Annotated in this window: 17 protein-coding genes; 4 read left to right on the forward strand and 13 right to left on the reverse strand. The window is 60.3% G+C overall.

The window, feature by feature from the left end; translation table 11 throughout:
* Positions 1–188: 188 nt before the first annotated feature.
* The gene (locus NVV94_RS15890) at positions 189–1,556 is read left to right on the forward strand and encodes a cache domain-containing protein (protein WP_258443339.1); all 1,368 of its coding nucleotides are present in this window, start codon (positions 189–191) and stop codon (positions 1,554–1,556) included.
* A 33-nt stretch (positions 1,557–1,589) separates the two neighbouring features.
* Positions 1,590–2,225 carry a response regulator transcription factor gene (locus tag NVV94_RS15895; protein ID WP_258447717.1) on the forward strand — a complete coding sequence of 212 codons (636 nt, stop codon included), beginning with the start codon at positions 1,590–1,592 and terminating at the stop codon, positions 2,223–2,225.
* Positions 2,226–2,305: 80 nt separating this feature from the next.
* Here NVV94_RS15895 and NVV94_RS15900 read toward each other — a convergent pair whose 3' ends face one another.
* Entirely contained in the window at positions 2,306–2,959 is a 654-nt protein-coding gene (locus NVV94_RS15900; RefSeq protein ID WP_258443340.1) for a peroxiredoxin, read from the reverse strand.
* Positions 2,960–3,208: 249 nt separating this feature from the next.
* A complete protein-coding gene (locus NVV94_RS15905) occupies positions 3,209–6,241 on the reverse strand; it encodes an FAD-binding and (Fe-S)-binding domain-containing protein (protein WP_258443341.1) in 3,033 nt (1,010 codons plus the stop codon).
* Between the two features lie 158 nt (positions 6,242–6,399).
* On the opposite strand from NVV94_RS15905, the gene NVV94_RS15910 reads away from it, so the two are divergent.
* On the forward strand, positions 6,400–7,284 hold the full coding sequence (locus NVV94_RS15910; RefSeq protein WP_258443342.1) for a LysR substrate-binding domain-containing protein: 885 nt from the start codon (positions 6,400–6,402) through the stop codon (positions 7,282–7,284).
* A 5-nt stretch (positions 7,285–7,289) separates the two neighbouring features.
* Here the strand turns inward: NVV94_RS15910 and NVV94_RS15915 are convergent, their stop codons facing one another.
* Positions 7,290–8,012 (reverse strand): GNAT family N-acetyltransferase, encoded by a 723-nt coding sequence (locus tag NVV94_RS15915; RefSeq protein ID WP_258443343.1) that lies wholly within the window; start codon positions 8,010–8,012, stop codon positions 7,290–7,292.
* Positions 8,013–8,242: 230 nt separating this feature from the next.
* Here NVV94_RS15915 and NVV94_RS15920 point away from each other — a divergent pair, with 230 nt between their 5' ends.
* Positions 8,243–9,094 (forward strand): CAP domain-containing protein, encoded by an 852-nt coding sequence (locus tag NVV94_RS15920; RefSeq protein ID WP_258443344.1) that lies wholly within the window; start codon positions 8,243–8,245, stop codon positions 9,092–9,094.
* Positions 9,095–9,163: 69 nt separating this feature from the next.
* On the opposite strand, the gene NVV94_RS15925 is transcribed toward NVV94_RS15920, so the two are convergent.
* The 10 genes from NVV94_RS15925 to NVV94_RS15970 form a co-directional block, all read right to left on the reverse strand.
* A complete protein-coding gene (locus tag NVV94_RS15925; RefSeq protein ID WP_258443346.1) occupies positions 9,164–9,874 on the reverse strand; it encodes a GntR family transcriptional regulator in 711 nt (236 codons plus the stop codon).
* Positions 9,875–9,944: 70 nt separating this feature from the next.
* Complete coding sequence (locus tag NVV94_RS15930; protein WP_258443348.1) at positions 9,945–10,967, reverse strand: proline racemase family protein; 1,023 nt, start codon at positions 10,965–10,967, stop codon at positions 9,945–9,947.
* Between the two features lie 10 nt (positions 10,968–10,977).
* Positions 10,978–12,459, reverse strand: coding sequence for an aldehyde dehydrogenase family protein (locus NVV94_RS15935; protein ID WP_258443350.1), 1,482 nt, complete (start codon positions 12,457–12,459; stop codon positions 10,978–10,980).
* Positions 12,456–13,754, reverse strand: coding sequence for an FAD-binding oxidoreductase (locus NVV94_RS15940; protein WP_258443351.1), 1,299 nt, complete (start codon positions 13,752–13,754; stop codon positions 12,456–12,458). Before NVV94_RS15940 ends, NVV94_RS15935 begins: the two co-directional genes overlap by 4 nt.
* Positions 13,751–14,794: a 4-hydroxyproline epimerase gene (locus NVV94_RS15945; protein WP_258443352.1), complete on the reverse strand. Its 1,044-nt coding sequence runs from the start codon at positions 14,792–14,794 to the stop codon at positions 13,751–13,753. Before NVV94_RS15945 ends, NVV94_RS15940 begins: the two co-directional genes overlap by 4 nt.
* 59 nt (positions 14,795–14,853) lie before the next feature.
* A complete protein-coding gene (locus NVV94_RS15950; RefSeq protein WP_258443353.1) occupies positions 14,854–15,735 on the reverse strand; it encodes a dihydrodipicolinate synthase family protein in 882 nt (293 codons plus the stop codon).
* A 37-nt stretch (positions 15,736–15,772) separates the two neighbouring features.
* Positions 15,773–16,438 carry an amino acid ABC transporter permease gene (locus tag NVV94_RS15955; RefSeq protein ID WP_258443354.1) on the reverse strand — a complete coding sequence of 222 codons (666 nt, stop codon included), beginning with the start codon at positions 16,436–16,438 and terminating at the stop codon, positions 15,773–15,775.
* Positions 16,439–16,448: 10 nt separating this feature from the next.
* Positions 16,449–17,120, reverse strand: a complete 672-nt coding sequence (locus NVV94_RS15960; RefSeq protein WP_258443355.1) for an amino acid ABC transporter permease — start codon at positions 17,118–17,120, stop codon at positions 16,449–16,451.
* An 11-nt stretch (positions 17,121–17,131) separates the two neighbouring features.
* A complete protein-coding gene (locus NVV94_RS15965; RefSeq protein ID WP_309304254.1) occupies positions 17,132–17,953 on the reverse strand; it encodes an amino acid ABC transporter ATP-binding protein in 822 nt (273 codons plus the stop codon).
* Between the two features lie 52 nt (positions 17,954–18,005).
* Entirely contained in the window at positions 18,006–18,848 is an 843-nt protein-coding gene (locus NVV94_RS15970; protein WP_258443357.1) for a transporter substrate-binding domain-containing protein, read from the reverse strand.
* Between the last annotated feature and the right edge of the window lie 227 nt (positions 18,849–19,075).

Raw genomic sequence — 19,075 nt, forward strand, 5'->3', positions numbered from 1 at the left:
CGCAGAACTACGTACGCAGCATCTACGTAGTTCTACCGAGATGACGCGTTCAACCTCGAAATCCGCCGGTCATTCCGTCCAGCAGCGCTACTGGGCGAGCGTATCTTTGGCATATGATGCCGGGTCTTCGCCGTACCTCAGGCGACATGAGTCCATGCACCCTGTGTTCGGTCTGGACAGGAGTAGAGATGCAGCTCAAACACAAAATCGTCGCGCTCGGGATTCTGCCGCTAGTGTTGGCGATCGCCGTCATCTGCGCGCTGGTGATTTCTCTGAACCGCCAACTGGGTGATCAACAGGCGCAACTGATCGAAGACAGCATTCTGGCCAGCAAGCGTGCAGAACTGAAAAACTACGTCGAAATGGCGCAAAGCCTGATCGCGCCGCTGTACGACAACGGCCAGGGAGACGCGCAAGCGCAGCAACAAGTGCTGGAAGAACTGCGCAAGCTCAGCTTTGGCATCAATGGCTATTTCTTCGTCTACGACCGCCAGGGCCGTAGCCTGATGCACGCGCGGCAGTCGGAGCTGGTGGGCAAATACCTGTGGGACATGAAGGATCCCCACGGGCTGCCAGTGATCCAGGCGTTGCTCAAAAGTGCGCAATCAGGAGAAGGCTTTCAACGCTACGCCTGGAACAAACCCTCTTCCGGTCAGGTGACCGACAAGCTCGCCTACGTGGTGATGCTGGATCGTTGGGGGTGGATACTCGGTACCGGCATCTACCTTGAGGACGTTGAGCGCGCCACACAGCAGGCGCGTGACGAGGTGGCCCAGGGCATCCGCAAAACGATGCTGGCGATTGCCGTGGTGGCACTCGTGGCGGTGCTGTTGGTCTTCGCCAGCGGCATGGCGCTGAACGTCAGCGAACACCGCCTGGCCGACAAAAAACTTCAGCGCCTGACCCAGCGTATCGTCAGCTTGCAGGAAGAAGAGCGATCACGGGTTTCCCGTGAACTGCACGACGGCATCAGTCAGCTGCTCGTCTCCATCAAGTTTCAGTTCGAACTGGCCAGCCATGTCCTGGAGAATGGACAAGGTCAAGACAAGGGTTCGAGCATTTTGAAAGACGCCACGGAGCGCTTGGGGGATGCGATTGGCGAGATCCGCAGCCTCTCTCACGACCTGCGCTCGTCGTTGCTCGACACCCTGGGCCTGCCGGCGGCGATCGGTCAACTGGCAGCAGAATTCGAGCAACGCAGCGGGCTCACGGTGACCTACGACAACAACGAATTCGACTGTCACTTGGTCGATGGGGCACCGGTCTCGTTGTTTCGCATTGTGCAGGAAGGCCTGACCAACATCGAACGACACGCACAGGCTAAAAACGTCTCCATTACCCTGCACGGGTCTGAAGAATCCATACGGTTGACGGTGGTCGATGACGGTATCGGTTTCAACGTCGCCCAGGTCGAACGTCGTCACGCAGGCATAGGCCTGCGCAATATCCGTGAACGTGTCGAGCATTTTGGGGGTCGATTCGACCTGATATCGATACCGGGAAGAAGTGAGCTGGACGTTCTGCTGCCGATGAAAATGCCCGGTACAAAACGCTGACTCGCCCCATAACAGCAAGAGTGAATGCCCGCGATGAACCTGCCCTACCCGATCCGCGTCGCCTTGGTCGACGATCACTCCCTGGTCCGCGATGGGATCAAAGCGCTGCTGGCGGTCATGGCGCCCCTGGAAGTGGTGGGAGAAGCCGAGAATGGAGCTGATGCGATCGAGATGGTCGGGCTCTGCCAGCCGGACCTGTTGCTGGTCGACATCAGCCTCAAGGACATGAACGGGCTGGAGCTGACCCGAGTGTTACGCAGCCAGTGCCCCTCGCTCAAGGTGCTCGTGCTCAGCATGTACGATAACTATGAATATGTGAGTGAATCCGTACGCGCGGGCGCCAGTGGCTACGTGCTGAAGAACGCACCTTCACGGGAAATCATTGCTGCAATCGAAGCCATTGCCAGTGGCGGGACGTTCTACAGTGCCGAAATCGCGCAGAGGCTCATCGCCGATAAGAGTACCGACAACGAGGAGCTGACACCGCGCGAGAGCCAGGTGTTGTACAAGATGGCTCAGGGGCTGAACAACAAGGAAATGGCCCGTGAGCTGGACATCAGTGTCCGGACCGTAGAAACCCATCGCCTGAGCATCCGCCGCAAACTCAACATCGACAAACCGGCAGCCTTGATAAAATACGCGTTCGATCATGGGATCATTTCGCGTTAGGCCTCTCATTCTGTGGGAGGGGCCGGCCGGTCAAGACCGGCAGAAAACGGCAAGCATGACCGGCCCCCTGCTGGTTATTGTTACTTCGGTTGCGCCACGGTGCGTAAATAAGGCTTCAACGTAGTGAAACCCTGCGGGTACTTCTTCCTGGCCTCCTCGTCGGATACCGAAGTAGGAATGATGACGTCCTCACCCGGACGCCAGTTCACTGGGGTGGCGACGGTGTGCTTGGCGTTCAATTGCAGAGAATCGAGCAGGCGCAACACTTCATCGAAGTTGCGCCCGGCACTCATCGGGTAGATCAGCATCGCCTTGACCTTCTTGTCCGGGCCGACGATGAACACCGAACGCACTGTAGCGTTGTCCGCGGCGGTGCGTGAGCCGCCACTGGCATTGGGGTGAATCATGTCGTAGAGCTTCGCAACCACCAGGTTGTCGTCGCCGATCATGGGATAGTTGACCGCATGGCCCTGGGTTTCCTGGATGTCGCCGACCCAGGCATGGTGGTCACTGACCGGGTCGACGCTGAGCCCGATTATCCTGGTGTTGCGTTTGTCGAACTCCGGCTTGAGTCCGGCCATATAGCCCAGTTCAGTGGTACATACCGGGGTGAAGTCCTTCGGATGCGAGAACAGGATGGCCCACTTGTCGCCAATCCACTCGTGGAAATGGATCGGGCCTTCGGTGCTTTCGGCAGTGAAATCGGGTGCTTCGTCGCCAATACGAATTGCCATGTTCGATCTCCTTGCAGTGATGGGTAGGGAAACGGTCACAACGCTGACCGCTGCTGCGACCGCGTTCGGTGCCTGCGTTGAGCCTGCAACGCGAATCAGTATAGGAGACGAACCATGACATGGCGCAAAACTGTAGCCGCTGCCGCCAGGCTGTCGCAGTGGCGCACCAGCTGGAGTCCCGCAGGGGCTCCCCCGGCGATCTGGAGATCCTGCGCGCGCTGCGCACGCGAGCGCAGCCTTCGGCAGCGGCTACAGATAGACGTCCAGCAAAACTTGCAGCGGATGGCGCAGATTGCGCTCCGACAGCCGCTTGGCCTGGCTACGGCAGGAATAACCGGTGGCCAGCGCCTCTCCCTGCTCAGGGGGCGCCTGGACGTGCGCAGCCCATGACTGATCGAATATGGCAACCGACGTAGGCTTGTTTCGCGCCTCGTGACCATAAGTGCCGGACATGCCGCAGCACCCGACGGCCTGGCTGGTCAATTGCAAACCCGCACGCTCGAACAACTGCTCCCACTGCCTGGAGCTTGCAGGTGCATTGGTCTTTTCCGTGCAATGGGCCAGTAACCGAAAGCGCGCGACCTCCCTCTGCTGCTCTTTTTCGGGCAACACGTTCAGAAGCCACTCTTGCAGCAAGGCCACCTCGGGATAATCTTTTATTCCAGGGACCTTCAGGTACTCCTGGCGATACACGAGGGTCATTGCCGGATCCAGCCCCACCAGCGGTATTGCGAAACTGCCCAGCACTTGCAACTGAGCGGCGTTGCGCACCGCTGCCCGATTAAAGGCATCGAGAAAGCCCTGCACATGCAGCGGCTTGCCGTTGGGCTGGAATGGCGCAAGAAAAACCTGATAACCGAGCCGCGAAACCAGCTCGATCAGGTCTATCAGCAAAGGCGTTTCGAAGTAACGCGTAAAGGCATCCTGCACCAGGATGACACTACGGACGCGCTGCTCCTCGCTCAGTGCTGCCAGATTTTCAGGCGTCGCCGGACGCACTCGCCAGCGCTGTACAGCCCCGTTGAAATCAGTGCGACTGAGTAATGGGCTGTCCACCAGCCCACCCCGTTTTTCCAACAATCGACGGGTGAAGCGAGCGTTCATCAGCGCGTTGTACAGCGATGGAATACGCGCGAACCAGGGTATGGTGTGTTCCAGCGATGCAATGAGGTAGTCACGGGGCGGCCGCAAATAGCGAGTATGGTAAAGCTCTAAAAAACGCGAGCGCATTTGCGGCACATTCACCTTGACCGGGCACTGCCCCGCACAAGACTTACAGGCCAGGCACCCCGCCATGGCATCGTAGACTTCATGGGAAAAGTCCTCTGCGCCATTGCGTTGCGCCCGCGTGTTGCGCCAGCGCTGGATCAGCCCCTTGAGAAAAGAAGGACGCCGATGCGCTTGCGACAACACGTCGATACCCGCCTGGCCTTGTAGACGAAGCCACTCGCGAATCAGCGACGCCCGGCCCTTGGGCGAATGCATCCGCTGACGGGTCGCTTTCCACGAAGGGCACATGGCGTCGTAGGGGTCGAAGTTGTAGCAGGCGCCATTGCCATTGCAATGCATCGCGGTGTCATAGCTCTGCCATACCCGCTCATCGATCTGACGATCCAGATCGCCTCGCAGAGTGACTTCGTCGATTTTCAGCAAGCCGGTCGTGCTGGTCGTCGGGGTCGCTATTTTTCCCGGATTGAGTTGGTTGAAAGGGTCAAATGCGCCTTTGAGTTCCTGCAGGGAAGCGTAGAGCTCCCCGAAGAACGCCGGGGCGTATTCCGATCGCAGCCCCTTGCCATGCTCGCCCCACAGCAGCCCGCCGTAACGCTGGGTAAGGGCCGCGACACCATCGGAAATCGGCCTCACCAGCGCCGCCTGAGCGGGATCCTTCATGTCCAGGATCGGGCGCACGTGCAACACCCCGGCATCCACATGACCGAACATCCCATACTGCAAACCATGGCTATCCAACAGGTCGCGCAACTGCGCAATGTATTCAGCCAGTCGCTGCGGCGGTACGGCTGTGTCTTCCACAAAGGGTTGCGGGCGACCCTCTCCCTGAACGTTGCCCAACAACCCAACGGCTCGCTTGCGCATACCGTACACCCGGGTGAGCGCCGCATTACCCACCGCGAGAGTATGCCCGAGCCGTTCGACGCTGGTGTCGGTCGCAAGATGCTCGATAAACGCAGCCACTCTCTGCTGGACCTCATCGGGATCGTCACCGCTGAACTCCACCAGATTGATGCCCAACGTCGGTTGCTGCGCGGACGCAGGAAAATACTCCGCGACGGAGTGCCAGACGATGTCCTGCATCGCGAGCAACAAGACTTTCGAGTCCACCGTCTCGATGGACAGGGGCTTGTGCTCCATTAGCGCACGGGCATCGCGCAGCGCATCCATGAAGCCTGCATAACGAATATTGATCAAGGTCGAGCATTTCGGAATCGGCAACAGGTTCAACTTGGCCTCGACGACAAACCCCAACGACCCTTCGGCGCCGCAAAGCACGCTATTGAGGTTGAATCGGTTGTCGGGCTCACGCAAATGGGCAAGGTCATAACCGGTCAGGCAGCGGTTGAGGTCCGGAAAACGCGCCTTGATCAAGTCGCGCTTGTCTTCGCTGATATGACGGGCACAGCGGTAGACCTCCCCCACCCGATCCTGACGTTTGCACATCAGCTCCAGCTCATGCTCACTCAATGGCCGGGTGTGCAGGCGCTCTCCACCTTGCAAAATGCTATGCAGCTCGAGCACGTGATCACGGGTTTTGCCATAGGTGCAACTTCCCTGGCCGCTGGCATCGGTGTTGATCATGCCGCCGATGGTGGCGCGGTTGGAGGTGGACAGCTCCGGCGCGAAAAAGAGACCGGCAGCCTTCAACGCAGCATTGAGCTGGTCTTTCACTACCCCGGCCTGAACGCGAACCCAACGCTCCTGGACATTGATTTCCAGAATTCGATTCATGTGCCGGGATAGATCGACAACGATGCCATCGGTCAGCGACTGACCATTGGTGCCTGTACCACCACCGCGGGGCGTCACGGCAATGTGTTGGTAGGCAGGTTCGGCCAGCAACCGGGCAAGCCGCTCGATGTCGTCGGCATCCACCGGGAACACGGCGGCCTGGGGAAGACGCTGGTAAATGGAATTGTCCGTGGCGAACACCACGCGACTTGCATAATCGGCACTGATCTGGCCCCTGAACCCGCGTTCGGCCAAGTTCACCAGGAATTCACGGTACTTCAGCGCCATGGCGGGGGAAGGAAGAAGTTGGGCGATCATTGCGCAAAGGTCCTCGTCGAAAATTCCGGTCGCTCAACGAAGAACACTTGCATGAATCGAATGCTTGCATCAGTGTTCTACGTCACAGGCTGCAATCTTTACGGGATATCGGGCCCGCCACAAACGTAAATTCGACCCTCAATAGATGAATAAAACGAATGAATCCTCGACATCTGACCCCTTCCATGTCGCTGCTTCTGGCTTTCGAGGCTGCCGCCCGGCATGAAAGCTATACCCGTGCCGCGCACGAGCTTTCATTGACCCAGAGCGCGGTGAGTCGTCAGGTGCAGACACTGGAAAAGTTGTTGAACATGCGGCTGTTCATTCGCGAGGGCCGACACGTCATCCTTACTGATGTCGGCCGCATGTACCAACGAGAACTCAGCGAGGCGCTGGGGAAGATTCGCGGTGCCACCCTTCAGGCCATGGCCTTCCAATCGGGCATTCACAGCTTGCGATTGGCAACCCTGCCTACCTTTGGTTCGAAGTGGTTGCTGCCACGTTTAAAAGACTTTTACGCCGCTCACCCGGGCATTACCGTGCACCTTCACTCGCGGATCGAAGCCATAGACTTCGATGCCACCGAGATCGACGCAGCCATCAGCGTCGGCATGGGCGACTGGCCCGGCTTGACCGCCCATCGCCTGCATACCGAACAGTTGGTGGTGATTGCCAGCCCACAGTTAACCGAGCAAGACCCGCGACTTACCGAGCAAAACATTCCAAATCAGCTGTTGCTCAATGTGAGCAGCAACGCTCAAGCCTGGGCCGAGTGGTTCTCACACCATGCATTACCGCACCGGTCGATGCGCATGGGGCCAAGCTTTGAAATGACGTCGCATCTGATCCAGGCCGTGCGCGCCGGTATAGGCATTGGCCTGGTACCGCGAATTCTGATCGAAGACGAGTTACGCAACGGTGAATTGGTCAGCCTGGGCAACCCCATTGCCAGTCGGCGCAGCTACTACCTGCTCTATCCACCGCGCAATGAAATGCTGCCGTCATTGAAGGCGCTGCGCGATTGGTTGGTCCAAACGATTTAGGCCTCCTAGACCAAGCGTGGCATGCGCCCGCTGTTCAAGCCGGTGGCCTCGCCAAGACGCTCGCGCACAAAGGCCTGGGCCTGGCGTGTCATTTGGTCGAGGTGCCGGTCACGCTGCTTCTCGGCATCGACCATGGCTTTTTTGCCATGTTGCTTGAGCAGGTACGCATGAATCTGCCGCACCTCCACGGAGTTATAGATCGGTGCCACGTCCAGCACCGCCAACAGGCCGCTCGACCCATGGTCACGGGTATTCATGAGCACCTGAGGGCCGCGCGCGCCCACCACCTGAAACCCCATCGCCTCGAAATACGGCACCTTGGCAACGAAGCAGGCCAGCTCGGCATGCGGGTAGCGGCCGACCATTTCCTGCACCATCGCGCGTGCAACGCCCCGACGCCGGTGGCTTGCCTGCACCCCCATATAGGCCACTGCGCAGGCCTCGGGGTCGTCCTTCACCGGCAGGTACAGCAAGAAGCCGATAACCGTGGAAGGGTCCTGGGGATCCGACGCCACGATCAATTCGACTGGAATGCCTCTGGAACCATCCATGGCGTCCAGGTAGAGATGGACCTCGTAGCCGATACCATATTGATACAGGTTGTAGAGCGGATTGCTCGGCGCGATGGCCACCATGCTGATATCGGTTACGTAGTCCACGACCATCTGCAGGATCTGGCTTTTGATCGGCTCGGGCGGTGGGGTTTGAAAGAGGGTGATGGTGGACATCGGGTTTATGACTCCGGGACTAAGGCGTGCCCGCGACGTGAAGACCTGCGCTGGGCGGGGTCATCATAGCGTGAATAGTTTAGTAGCAAAGTCATTCCACCCGACGCCAAACGAATTCCGCTTCGAGGTGAAAAGGCATTGCGCCAGGTGGGGCGAAATCGCGCATCATGGGCGCAGTCAGTTCAAGGGCATAGTCAGTTCAAGGGCACAGTCAGTTCAAGGAGAGGTCCATGCGCTTCATATCATCCGTTGTGCGTCTTGCCGCGCTGTCGCTGGGGCTGGTGTTCGCTGCCAGCGCCTTGGCGACCGAGGAGTCGCAACTGGTCGAGTCGATCAACGTCTACCGCAGCCAGGCGCAGCGCTGCGCGGGCCAGGTGTCTCAAGAGCTGCCGCCGCTGACGGCCGATCCGCGTCTGGTGCTCTCGGCCAGCAGCATCGGCGACCTGCAGCAGGCGCTGGCGCGGGCCAATTATCCGATGGTCAGCGTGCAGGCGATCAGCTTGTCCGGGCCGCGTGATGCGCAGTCGGCCATGAAGGCGGTGCAAGAGAGTTTCTGCCAGGTTGTGCTGAGCCCGCAGTTCATCGATATCGGCGTGAGCCGGGAGGGACATGAGTGGCGCATCGTACTGGCGCGTCCCCTGCTGACGGGGCGCCTGGGCGACTGGCAGGCAGAAGGCCAGAAGCTGCTGGAAACGATCAACACCGCCCGTGCGCAGCCGCGCCAGTGCGGCGGCCAAGCCTTTACCGCCACCACGCCGCTGGCCTGGAACGCCACGCTGGCGACGGCGGCCGAGACCCATACCCGAGCCATGGCCAATAACAACTTCTTCGATCACAAGGACCGCGATGGCCGCACGCCGGGTGACCGGGCTGAACTGGCAGGTTACGTCGGCCTGCAGATCGGCGAGAACATCGCCGCCGGGCACGACACCGTGCGCAGGGTGGTCGATGGCTGGCTGGCCAGCCCCGGCCACTGCGCCAACCTCATGAACCCACAGTTTCGCGAACTGGGCGCAGCCTATGCGGTTGATCCGAAGAGTGATGCGGGGATTTACTGGACGGCCATGTTCGGTGTGCAGTGAGTGCTTTGGCCGCAAATTGCGTTGCGGGCCAGTCGCGCATTTGTGACGTCACCCGTTGTCCACGCCCCCTCAAGCAACGGACATCTTCTCGGTGAGGTTCTGTTGCATGTAAGCCAGGAAACGTCGCTGGAACAACATCGTATGTTCGTGCGCCGCCTGCTCGGCTTCGTCGGGCTTGCGCGCGGCGATGGCATTGACAATATCATCGTGGTCTCGCCCCAATCGGGTCGAGGTGCTGGCAGTACTGATGATGTAGTCGAAGTGCAGGTGCAGGAGCCGCTGGCCTTCGCCCAGGAGTTTTTCGTAGTAGCTGATGAAGTACGGATTTTTTCCGGCTTCGGCGATCGCCATGTGAAAGGCCTTGTTGCGCTCGGACATGGCCTGGAAGTCGCCGGTAGTGACCGCCTCCAGATAGGCCGCGTCCGCCTCGCGTATACGCGCCAGGTCGTCATCGGTCCGTTGCAGCGCTGCGAGCCGGGTGACTGCGCGCTGGATCAGGTCCAGGGCGGAAATGTAGTTGGGGAACTCTTCGATTTCGAAGGGCGTCACCAGGGTCGTACGGTTGGGCAAGATGGTGACCAGCCCCTCGCTGATCAAACGGGCCAGCGCATCGCGCACCGGCGAGCGGGAAAGACCGAACTGCGCCGCCAGGGAAACCTCGTCCAGCGGCATGCCTGGCTTAAGCTTCAGCGTCAGGATCTGCTTGCGCAATTCCTCGTAGATGTAGCGACCGCCATGGCGTTTCGCACCAGCCGCTGTTTCAGTCGTTTCTTTGCTCATGGGTCATTTTCTCGGCAGTGCCGGCCAGTTATCTGGCCAGCCTGCAATTTTAACACCTGCCAGAGGCTGGTTAGAATCCTTCACCCCAGGTATCACTAAGCATGAAGCCCTCGGACAACGGATCATCCGGGTCGACCCCGAGCTGATGAAGCCCGTATACCCAGGCCCGCCCGGTAACCCTGGGCAGAACCGCGGGTTTGCCGCCCACTTCCGTCAGGCCAAGCAGCTCGACCTTGAACTCGCCGCCGATGGTCGAGCGCGACGTGAGTTTATCACCCACCTCCACCAGGCCTCGAGCACTCAAGGTCGCCAGGTTGGCAGAGCTGCCGGTGCCGCAGGGCGAGCGGTCGACACGGCCTGGCGGCAAGGTGGTGCAGGTCTGGTAGGTGCTCTTGTCCAGGCGGTTACGGAACATCACGTAGGCCACCTCATCGAGTTCCTTGAGCAATGGGTGACAGACGTGGATTTGCTCGTTGATCAAGCCCTTCAGGCGCACACCCTGGGTCGCCAGTTCGCGGGCATTCTCCGGGGCGATGGTCAGGCCGACCTGGTCAACGTCGACCAAGGCGTAATACACGCCGCCGAAGGCAATATCCGCCTTGATGGCACCGAACTCGGCCGTCTCGATGACTGCGTCCAGCTTTTCGACAAAGGACGGCACCATATCAAGGGAGACGCTGGTGCAGCGCCCCTCCTTGCACTGCGCCCGGGCCGTCACCAGCCCAGCGGGCGTATCGAGCACGACCGTCGTCATCGGCTCGGCCATCGGCAGCATGCCCAGCTCCAGCAGTGCCGTCACCACGCAGATGCAGTTGCTGCCCGACATCGGGTGAGCCTTGTCCGCCTGCAGCACGATGAAGCCCGCGTGGGCTTCGGGCCGGGTCGGCGGCAAGAGCAGATTGACCGACATCTGCAGGCAGCCACGCGGCTCGAGCACCACCAGCCGCCGCAGACTATCGTCGACTTCGTTGATGTAGTTCATCTTGTCGAGCATGGTCTTGCCGGGCACATCGATGACGCCGCCGGTGATGACCTTGCCAATCTCGCCTTCACAATGCACATCGGCCATTTGAAGCGTTTTTTTCCAGCGCATGGCGGGCCCCTTACTTGATGTACCAACCCCAGGGTTGCTCACTGTCGTAGCGCGTGATCTGCTTGGTTTCAAGGTAGTTGTTCAACCCCCACTCCCCCAGCTCACGACCTATTCCACTTTGCTTGTACCCTCCCCAAGGCGCCTCGGTAAAGGTCGGTTGCGAGCAATTGATCCATACGATACCCGCTCGCAGGCGGCGAGCGACGCGCTCGGCACGCTCCAGGTCGCGGGACATCACGGCAGCGGCCAGGCCAAAGCGCGAGTCGTTGGCACTATGCAGCGCCTCGGCTTCATCATCGAAAGGCCGAACGCACACCACCGGCCCGAAGATTTCTTCCTGCCAGATCCAACTGTCCTGCGGCACGTCGGCGAAAATCGCCGGCGTCAGGTAGTAACCCTGGGTGCAATGGGCCGGGCGGGTGCCGCCGGTCAGCAGCGTCGCCCCTTCTTCTCGACCACGGGCGATGGCTTCGAGGACCTTGTCGTATTGGCCACGGCTCACCAGCGGACCGAGCAGTACGCCCTCGCCCATCCCGTTACCAATGTTCAGGCTTTGCGTTTGCTCGACCAGGCGCTTGAGCAGCGGCTCATACAGTTCACGCTGGACCAGTACCCTGGAGGTGGCCGAACAGACCTGGCCCTGGTTCCAGAAAATGCCGAACATGATCCATTCGACCGCCGCTTCGATATCGCTGTCATCGAAGATGATGAACGGCGATTTGCCACCCAGTTCCAGGCTGATGTTTTTGATGTCGCGCGCGGCTGCCTGCATGATCCGCGTCCCGGTCGGCACGCTGCCGGTAAAGGCCAGTTTGTCGATGCCGGGGTGCTCGCTGAGCGGCGCCCCCGCCTCTGCGCCCAGGCCGGTCACGACATTGAGCACACCGGCTGGCAGCCCGGCCCGGTGGGCAATATCCGCCAGCTCCAGGGCCGTCAAAGGGGTCAGCTCCGAGGGTTTCAACACCATGCAGCAACCGGCGGCCAACGCCGGGGCAACCTTCCAGGCCGCCATCAGCATGGGGAAGTTCCAGGGAATGATCGCCCCTGCTACGCCCATCGGTTCTTTACGGGCGACGGAGCTGAAGCGTTCGTCGGCGAGCGAAACCGCTTGCTCGCGGTGGCCGTCCAGATCGTCGGCCAGGTCGGCGTAGAAATCGAAACAGCCGGCGGTATCGCCGATGTCCCAGAGGGCTTCGGGCAACGGCTTGCCGTTGTCGCGCACTTCCAGCTCAGCCAGCCTGTCCTGGCTCTCGCGGATGCCATTGGCGATTGCCCGCAGGATCTTCGCGCGTTCGGCCCCGCTCATTTGCGGCCAAGGCCCCTCGTCGAACGCACGGCGCGCGGCCTTTACCGCCAGGTCGACATCGGCAGCGGTGGCCGCTGCGACCTTGGCGATGACCGCCTCGTTGCTGGGGTCGATGGTTTCGAAGGTGCCACCCTGGCTCGGGCGCACCCACTGGCCATCGATATAGAGCTGATCATAGGATTTCATGCGTGGCCTCCAATAAGGCTAAAGCGTTTGGCGCTAAAAGGGGTCAGATCCTGAGCCGGCTCGCGGCCGGCAACCATGTCTGAAATGAGCCGTCCGGTGGTCGCGCCCAAGGTCAGGCCGAGCTGGCCGTGGCCGAATGCCAGGAACACGTTCGACAGACGGGCGCTACGATCAATGATGGGTTTGGTGTCGGGCAGGAACGGGCGATAGCCGACGCCGTACTCGATGTTGTCCAGCTTCAACTGCGGAAATATTTTGCGTGCTTTCTCAAGGATGATTTCCGCCCGCTTGAAGTTGGGTTCGGCATTGGGGCTGGCGAATTCGATGGTGCCGCCGATTTGCAGGCCACGGGTCATGGGGCTGAAGCAGAAACCGCCGTCGGCATAGATGACCGAGTGGCGCAGCTCCACCCCCGGGGTCGGCAATAGCACCTGATAGCCGGCGATACCGACCAACGGGGCATGGGTGCCGATCTGATCGAAGAACTGCCGCGAACCCGTGCCCGCTGCAATCACTACGTGGTCCGCCGGGTAGCGTTCACCGGTGGCCAGCATGACCCCGCTGGCACGGTCGGCCACTTCATCGATCCGTTTGACCTGGCCACGAACGCGAACGCCGCCTTGATCGATAAAGCTTTGCGTCAGAGCCGCGATAAAGCCTTTGGTATCGCTGACGGCACGCCAGTCCGGGAACAACAGACCATGACTGAATTTGCCAGCAAAGGAGGGTTCCAGGTCCGCGATAGCGGCGCGGTCTAGCACCTCGGACTTGAACCCAAGGGATTTGCGCAACGCCAGGTGGGGCAGCTCATGATCCAGGCCCGACGCCGACTCGAACACCTCGATGATGGGCCGCGCGCCCATCAGCGCCTTGTCGGGGCAGGCATCGAGCAAGGGCGCATAGTCTTCGTAGACATGGTGCGTGAGCGTTGCCATGTCCTCGGAGATTTCGACGATCTTCGAATGGCGGGCACAGGCCACGAAACGCAGGAACCATGGCAGGATGCCCGGCAATGCGCTGGGCCGTAGTGCCAGCGGGCCTTTCTGGTCGAGCAGCCAGCCCGGCACCTTCTTCAGGATCCCGGGCTTGGAAAGCGGTATGACCTCACTGACAGCCATCTGCCCGCAGCTCCACTTGGCGGTGCTGTCACCGGGTGCTGCCGGATCGATCAGGGTGACTGCATAACCTTCGCGTTGCAGGTATAGGGCACAACAGACGCCAACGATACCCGCGCCGACCACGACAGCTTTTTCACGCAGGCCAGGCTCTTGTACGGCAGACTGCAGAGGTGTCATGGCAAAGTCTCTTGTGCAGAAGCGGGAGCGGCAAAATCTTCCAGGCTGAAGCCGTCCCACCAGGGTTGGGTATCGTCGACGATAAACTCGGCGCGACCAGTGATCCACGCACGTCCTTCAATGCTGGGTCGAATGGCAGCCTGCCCCCCTTCCAACTGAAGTTGCTCTGCCACACGCCCCACGAAGCAACTGCCGATCAGGCTCTCATGGCGATAGGCCGCGTCGGCGTCAAGCCAGCCGCGGGCGAAGCGCTGGGCGACGCGTGCCGAACTGCCGGTGCCACACGGAGAGCGATCGATGAGGCTCGCCCCCGCTATCACCACGGCACGCCCCCAGGATTCCGCCGACAGCGGCTTGCCCGTCCACATGCAGTGCCTGACGCCTCGGATCGCCGGGTTTTGCGGATGAACCACGTCCAGGGAGCGGTTGACCAGGTCCTGCATCTGCCGCCCCCATTCCAGCAACTGTTGCGGGCTGAAATGCTCACAACCCGGGTAGTTGGGTTGCACGTCGACAATGGGATAAAAATTGCCACCGTAGGCGATATCGACCTTCAACAGCCCAAGTGGCGGGAAGTCGATGGCCAGGTCACGATGCAACAAAAAAGACGGCACATTGGTGAAACATACCGAGCTGACTTTGTCGCCGCTGAGGGTGTAGGCAGCGTGAATCTGGCCTGCCGGAACATCCACCACCACAGTACCCGCTACCTTCGGAACAATCAGCCCGGCCTCAAGCGCGAAGGTAATCGAACCCAAGGTGGCGTGCCCGCACATCGGCAGGCAGCCGGAGGTTTCGATGAACAGCAGGCTGAAGTCACTGTCGGCGCGCAACGGTGGATAGAAAATCGTGCCCGACATGTGTGAATGCCCGCGTGGCTCAAGCATCAAGGCACGGCGAACCCAGTCGAATTCGGCGATGAAATGCTCGCGCCGCTCGCTCATGGTCGCCCCTGCCAGTTCTGGAACCCCACCTGTTACCATCCGCACAGGCATTCCTTCGGTATGGCCTTCGATGCAATTGAAAACGTGTCGGGTCATGTCATATCACTCTGAAAGACCGCACCGGCCGAGCGTGGCGGCCGATGCGGCGGGCGCCATTAACGCTGTGCCAGTTCGAAAGCCTTGCGGAAGTTGGCTTTTTCGTCGGCGGTGAGTGGTTGCAGCGGCATCCGTGCATTGCCCGCTTCAAAACCGGCCAGTTCACAGCCGTACTTGACCTTCTGAATGAACTTGCCGGACTCCATGTCCGCCAGCACCGGAAACAACGAGCGCACGATGTCCTGGGCACCGGCCAGGTTACCGTTGGTGTACTCGGTGTAGAAGTCGCACACCTGCTGGGTCAGGCAGTTGGCCGGGCCGCAGATCCAACTGGTCGCGCCCCACAGGAAGAAGTCCAGCGCCTGGTCATCGGACCCGCAGGACAATTGGTAGTGGTCCTTGTAGGTGCCGCCGATTTCGATGGCGCGCAGCAGGTTGCCACTGCTTTCCTTGATGCCGATCACGCGCTGGTTGTCCTTGAATGCCTCCAGAACGCCAAAACCGACCTCGACGTTGGTGCGCACCGGGTAGTTGTACAACACCACGTTGATGTCCGGCACCGCATCGAGAATGGCCTGGTAGTGGCCGATCAGTTCTTCCTGGGATGGCAGCGCGTAATAAGGCGGCGCGATCAGCAGGTTGCTATAGCCGGCATCACGGGTCTGCTGGACCTGCTCGATGACCTCGCGGGTGCAGGAGCCATTGGCACCGGCAATCAACAGGCCGCGATCAGCCACGACCTCGCGCACGGTGGCCAATACCTGGCGCCGCTCTTCGTTGGTCAGGGCGTAATACTCGCCGGTCGAGCCCAGCGGCACGAAGCCTTTGACGCCGGCCTTGAGCTGGAACTCGATGATGTTGGCGAGCATGTCGTAATTGACATTCCCGGCTTTGTCGAACGGCGTGACCAGAGCAGGCAGGATGCCTTTGAGTTGAGTCATTGCAGGTACTCCACAAAATGAGACGACAGGGTTGGGGTTAATACGCATAGCGACGCAGCATCCGCGCTTCGATCACCCCTACCAGGCGGGTCAGCGGGAAGGCTACGAGGAAATAGATGACCGCCACCGCCGACAGGAACTCGACTGGACGTGCAGTACTGTTGGAGATGTTCTGGCCAACGAACATCAGGTCGGCAATGCCTACCGAGGAAATCAGCGCACTCTCCTTGAACAGTGACACCCCATTGGAGAGCAGCGGCGGAATGCCGCGCAGCAAGGCCTGGGGGAACACCACGTAGACCGTTTTATTCCACGAGGCCAGGCCCAATGCGACGCAGGCATCGTGCTGTTCGCCAGGGATCGATTTGAGGGCCCCGCGAAACGTCTCGCTGGTGATGGCAGTCATGTACAGGGTCAGCGCCAACAACACCGAGAGGTAGGGCGGGATGTCCAGGCCGAACACCACGGGAAAGCAGAAAAACACCCAGAACAGCTGGATCAACAGTGGCGTACCGCGAAACAGCTCGACGTAAAGCCCGGCGGGCACGCTGATCCAGCGCCGGCGCGACACCCGCAGGAGGCTCAGGAAGAAGCCGCACAAACTGCCCAGGACAGCGCAGCCCAGGGTGAACGCCAGGGTCAGCCCCAAGCCTTGCAGCAGCGCCTGCCAGTAGGAGAACACCACAGTGAAATCGATATGCATGACGTTCTCCTCAGCGCGCGAGCGCAGCATCCTGACGACGCTCCAACCACTGCACCAACTGAGCGATCGGTAGCGACAGGAAGAAGTAAATGAGCGCAATCAGGGAATAGGTTTCCAGCGGTCGGTAGGCTTCGGTGGCGATGCTCTTGCCGACATACATCAGGTCCGCGACCGCGACGATCGCCACCAGTGCGCTTTGCTGAAGAATCGAGATACCGTTGGTCATCAATACCGGTATGGCGTTGCGCAAGGCTTGCGGAAGAATCACGTAGAGCGTGCGCTGCCAGGGCCGCAAGCCCAGCGCCACACACGCATCCAGGTGCTCGCGCGGCACCGCCTGCACGCCCGCTCGATAGGCCTCGGCATTGAACGCGGTCAGGTTCAGGCCCAGGGCCAGAACGCCCATGGTGATCGGGTCGATGAACACATCGAAGAGCATCGGCACGCAGTAGAAGAACCAGACGATCTGCAGCAACACCGGCGTGCAACGGAAGAACTCGATGAACAGCTGTGCCGGCCAGCGCAGGAAGAACCAGCGGCTCAAGGTCATCAGGCACAAGCCAAAGCCGAGCACCAGGCCGACGACGTTCGATATCAGTGCCAGCTGCAGGGTGACTTTCAGGCCATCCCACAACAAGCCGAAATTGCCTGTCAGGAAGTTGAAGTCAAATTGATAGTTCATGATCGCACTCCTCAGCTCAGGTGCAGCACTTTTTCCAGGAACTCGCGGGTGCGGGGTTCCCTGGGCTGAGTGAACAGCTGGTCGGGATGGCCTTGCTCAACCACTTTGCCGTTGGCGCAGAACACCACACGAGTGGCGATATGACGGGCGAAGTGCATGTCGTGGGTGACAATGATCATCGCCATCTTCTGCTCGGCCAGTTGCAGCATCACGTTCTGCACCTCGATGACCATTTCCGGGTCGAGGGCGGAAGTGACCTCATCGAACAGCATCAACTTGGGCTCGAGCATCAGCGCCCTGGCGATCGCCACCCGCTGTTTCTGGCCGCCGGAAAGCTGGCTGGGGTAGGCGTCGAGCTTGCTCTCCAGGCCCAGGCGGGCCAGCAACTGACGAGCCTTCTCGATGGCCTTGTCCTTGGCCAGGCCATGGACTTTCATCGGTGCCAGAATCAAATTGCCCAGTACCGACAGGTGCGGGAACAACGTGTAGTGTTGAAACACCATGCCGACCTGGGTCTGCAGTGCCGCGTCCCGTGGCTTGCCGTTACCCCTGGCATTGCCATCGATGTAGGGTTTTCCCTGGAAGTGGATCGTCCCGCCCTGGATGCTCTCGAGCCCCATCATGACCCGCAGCAACGAGCTTTTGCCGCTGCCGCTGGGGCCAATGATGACCAGGCGGTCGTCGGCACGCATGTCCAGGTCCATGTGGTCCATCACCACCAGGTTTTCACCGTAGGACTTGTGCACGCCGCGCAGTGCAATGAACTCACCGCTCCTCATTTCGAGGGCGTGCGGGGACCGTGGCGGCACCGCCGCCAGATTGGAAGCTTTCATCGAACGTTCTCCGGGAGCGCGCAGCCAGCCGCACGCTCGCCATCGGCGGGGTTTACTGAGGGATTTTGTCGGCGTTGGCGATTTGCGAGGCCTTGTCGACCAAGGCGTCGATCTCACCGGTTTCACGGCGCTGCGTGAGGTAGATGTTCAATGTCTGCAGGTCTGCCGGGCTGACATCCCGACGAACACCGAAGGCTACGCCTTGCTTGGCCAATGCAGGCTTGGGCAGGACTTCCCTGGACCAGTCCGGGTTGGCCACGGCGAACAGGTGGTTGGTATCGCTGGCGTCGACCAGTACATCGGCACGCTTGGACATGACCGCAAGACGCACCTCATCCATGCCCGGCAGGCGCATAATCTTGCCTTTCTTGATGACCGCGGAAATAGCCTTGTCCTGAGCGGTGCCGGACATTACGGCGAAGGTCACCTCAGGTTTGTCGTAGTCCGCGACGGCGTTGCCCGCACTGGCGAATTTCGGGTTGTCCTTGTTGATCAGCAGCGAGATCTGATAGTCGGTCGCCGGCACGGAAAAACTGACCGCCAAGGCACGCTCGGGCGTCTGGTTCAGTGCCATGGCCATATCCCACTTGCCGCCCTGCAGGCCGGCAACCAGATTGTCCCAGTTGGTGTCGACGAATTCGACCTTCACCTTCAGTACTTTTTCACCAAAGTCACGGCACAGATCGACGAAGTAGCCGCTGTATTCACCGGAACGTGCATCACGCATGACGTAGGGCGCGGCGACGGCAGCCCCACAGCGCAGAACCCCGGCTTTCTGGATATCTTTCCAGAGCGAGACATCAGCCGCCTGGGCTGGGACCTGGGTGAGCAACGCCCCGATGGCGGACGCACAAACGAGCATGTTGCGGATGGAGCGAGTAAGGAACCGAGCCATTTTGACCTCTCCGATGATTTCGTTCTTGTAGGCAGGAAGGTACAAATCTACATCTCTGTACGCCGTCATGTGTGCAGCGCTGTATGCAGATTAGATTTGAACGAAACGACCTGTCAACACGCGTCGAGAAAATTTGCGAAAAAGATGACCGAGCGGTCTGGCGACCACTGCAGGAGGAGACGGGGGGCGGGTAAAGGCTAGAGGGCTTGCTGCCCGGCAACGGTCGC

This window comes from Pseudomonas sp. LS1212 (assembly GCF_024741815.1).
Classification (GTDB): Bacteria; Pseudomonadota; Gammaproteobacteria; order Pseudomonadales; family Pseudomonadaceae; genus Aquipseudomonas.

Coding starts and splice junctions, on each gene's coding strand:
- NVV94_RS15950 (WP_258443353.1), bottom strand. CDS start 15,735: ATGACTCAACTCAAAGGCATCCTGCCTGCTCTGGTCACGCCGTTCGAC.
- NVV94_RS15915 (WP_258443343.1), bottom strand. CDS start 8,012: ATGTCCACCATCACCCTCTTTCAAACCCCACCGCCCGAGCCGATCAAA.
- NVV94_RS15960 (WP_258443355.1), bottom strand. CDS start 17,120: ATGAACTATCAATTTGACTTCAACTTCCTGACAGGCAATTTCGGCTTG.
- NVV94_RS15910 (WP_258443342.1), top strand. CDS start 6,400: ATGAATCCTCGACATCTGACCCCTTCCATGTCGCTGCTTCTGGCTTTC.
- NVV94_RS15890 (WP_258443339.1), top strand. CDS start 189: ATGCAGCTCAAACACAAAATCGTCGCGCTCGGGATTCTGCCGCTAGTG.
- NVV94_RS15895 (WP_258447717.1), top strand. CDS start 1,590: ATGAACCTGCCCTACCCGATCCGCGTCGCCTTGGTCGACGATCACTCC.
- NVV94_RS15965 (WP_309304254.1), bottom strand. CDS start 17,953: ATGAAAGCTTCCAATCTGGCGGCGGTGCCGCCACGGTCCCCGCACGCC.
- NVV94_RS15955 (WP_258443354.1), bottom strand. CDS start 16,438: ATGCATATCGATTTCACTGTGGTGTTCTCCTACTGGCAGGCGCTGCTG.
- NVV94_RS15940 (WP_258443351.1), bottom strand. CDS start 13,754: ATGACACCTCTGCAGTCTGCCGTACAAGAGCCTGGCCTGCGTGAAAAA.
- NVV94_RS15970 (WP_258443357.1), bottom strand. CDS start 18,848: ATGGCTCGGTTCCTTACTCGCTCCATCCGCAACATGCTCGTTTGTGCG.
- NVV94_RS15900 (WP_258443340.1), bottom strand. CDS start 2,959: ATGGCAATTCGTATTGGCGACGAAGCACCCGATTTCACTGCCGAAAGC.
- NVV94_RS15935 (WP_258443350.1), bottom strand. CDS start 12,459: ATGAAATCCTATGATCAGCTCTATATCGATGGCCAGTGGGTGCGCCCG.
- NVV94_RS15925 (WP_258443346.1), bottom strand. CDS start 9,874: ATGAGCAAAGAAACGACTGAAACAGCGGCTGGTGCGAAACGCCATGGC.
- NVV94_RS15905 (WP_258443341.1), bottom strand. CDS start 6,241: ATGATCGCCCAACTTCTTCCTTCCCCCGCCATGGCGCTGAAGTACCGT.
- NVV94_RS15920 (WP_258443344.1), top strand. CDS start 8,243: ATGCGCTTCATATCATCCGTTGTGCGTCTTGCCGCGCTGTCGCTGGGG.
- NVV94_RS15945 (WP_258443352.1), bottom strand. CDS start 14,794: ATGACCCGACACGTTTTCAATTGCATCGAAGGCCATACCGAAGGAATG.
- NVV94_RS15930 (WP_258443348.1), bottom strand. CDS start 10,967: ATGCGCTGGAAAAAAACGCTTCAAATGGCCGATGTGCATTGTGAAGGC.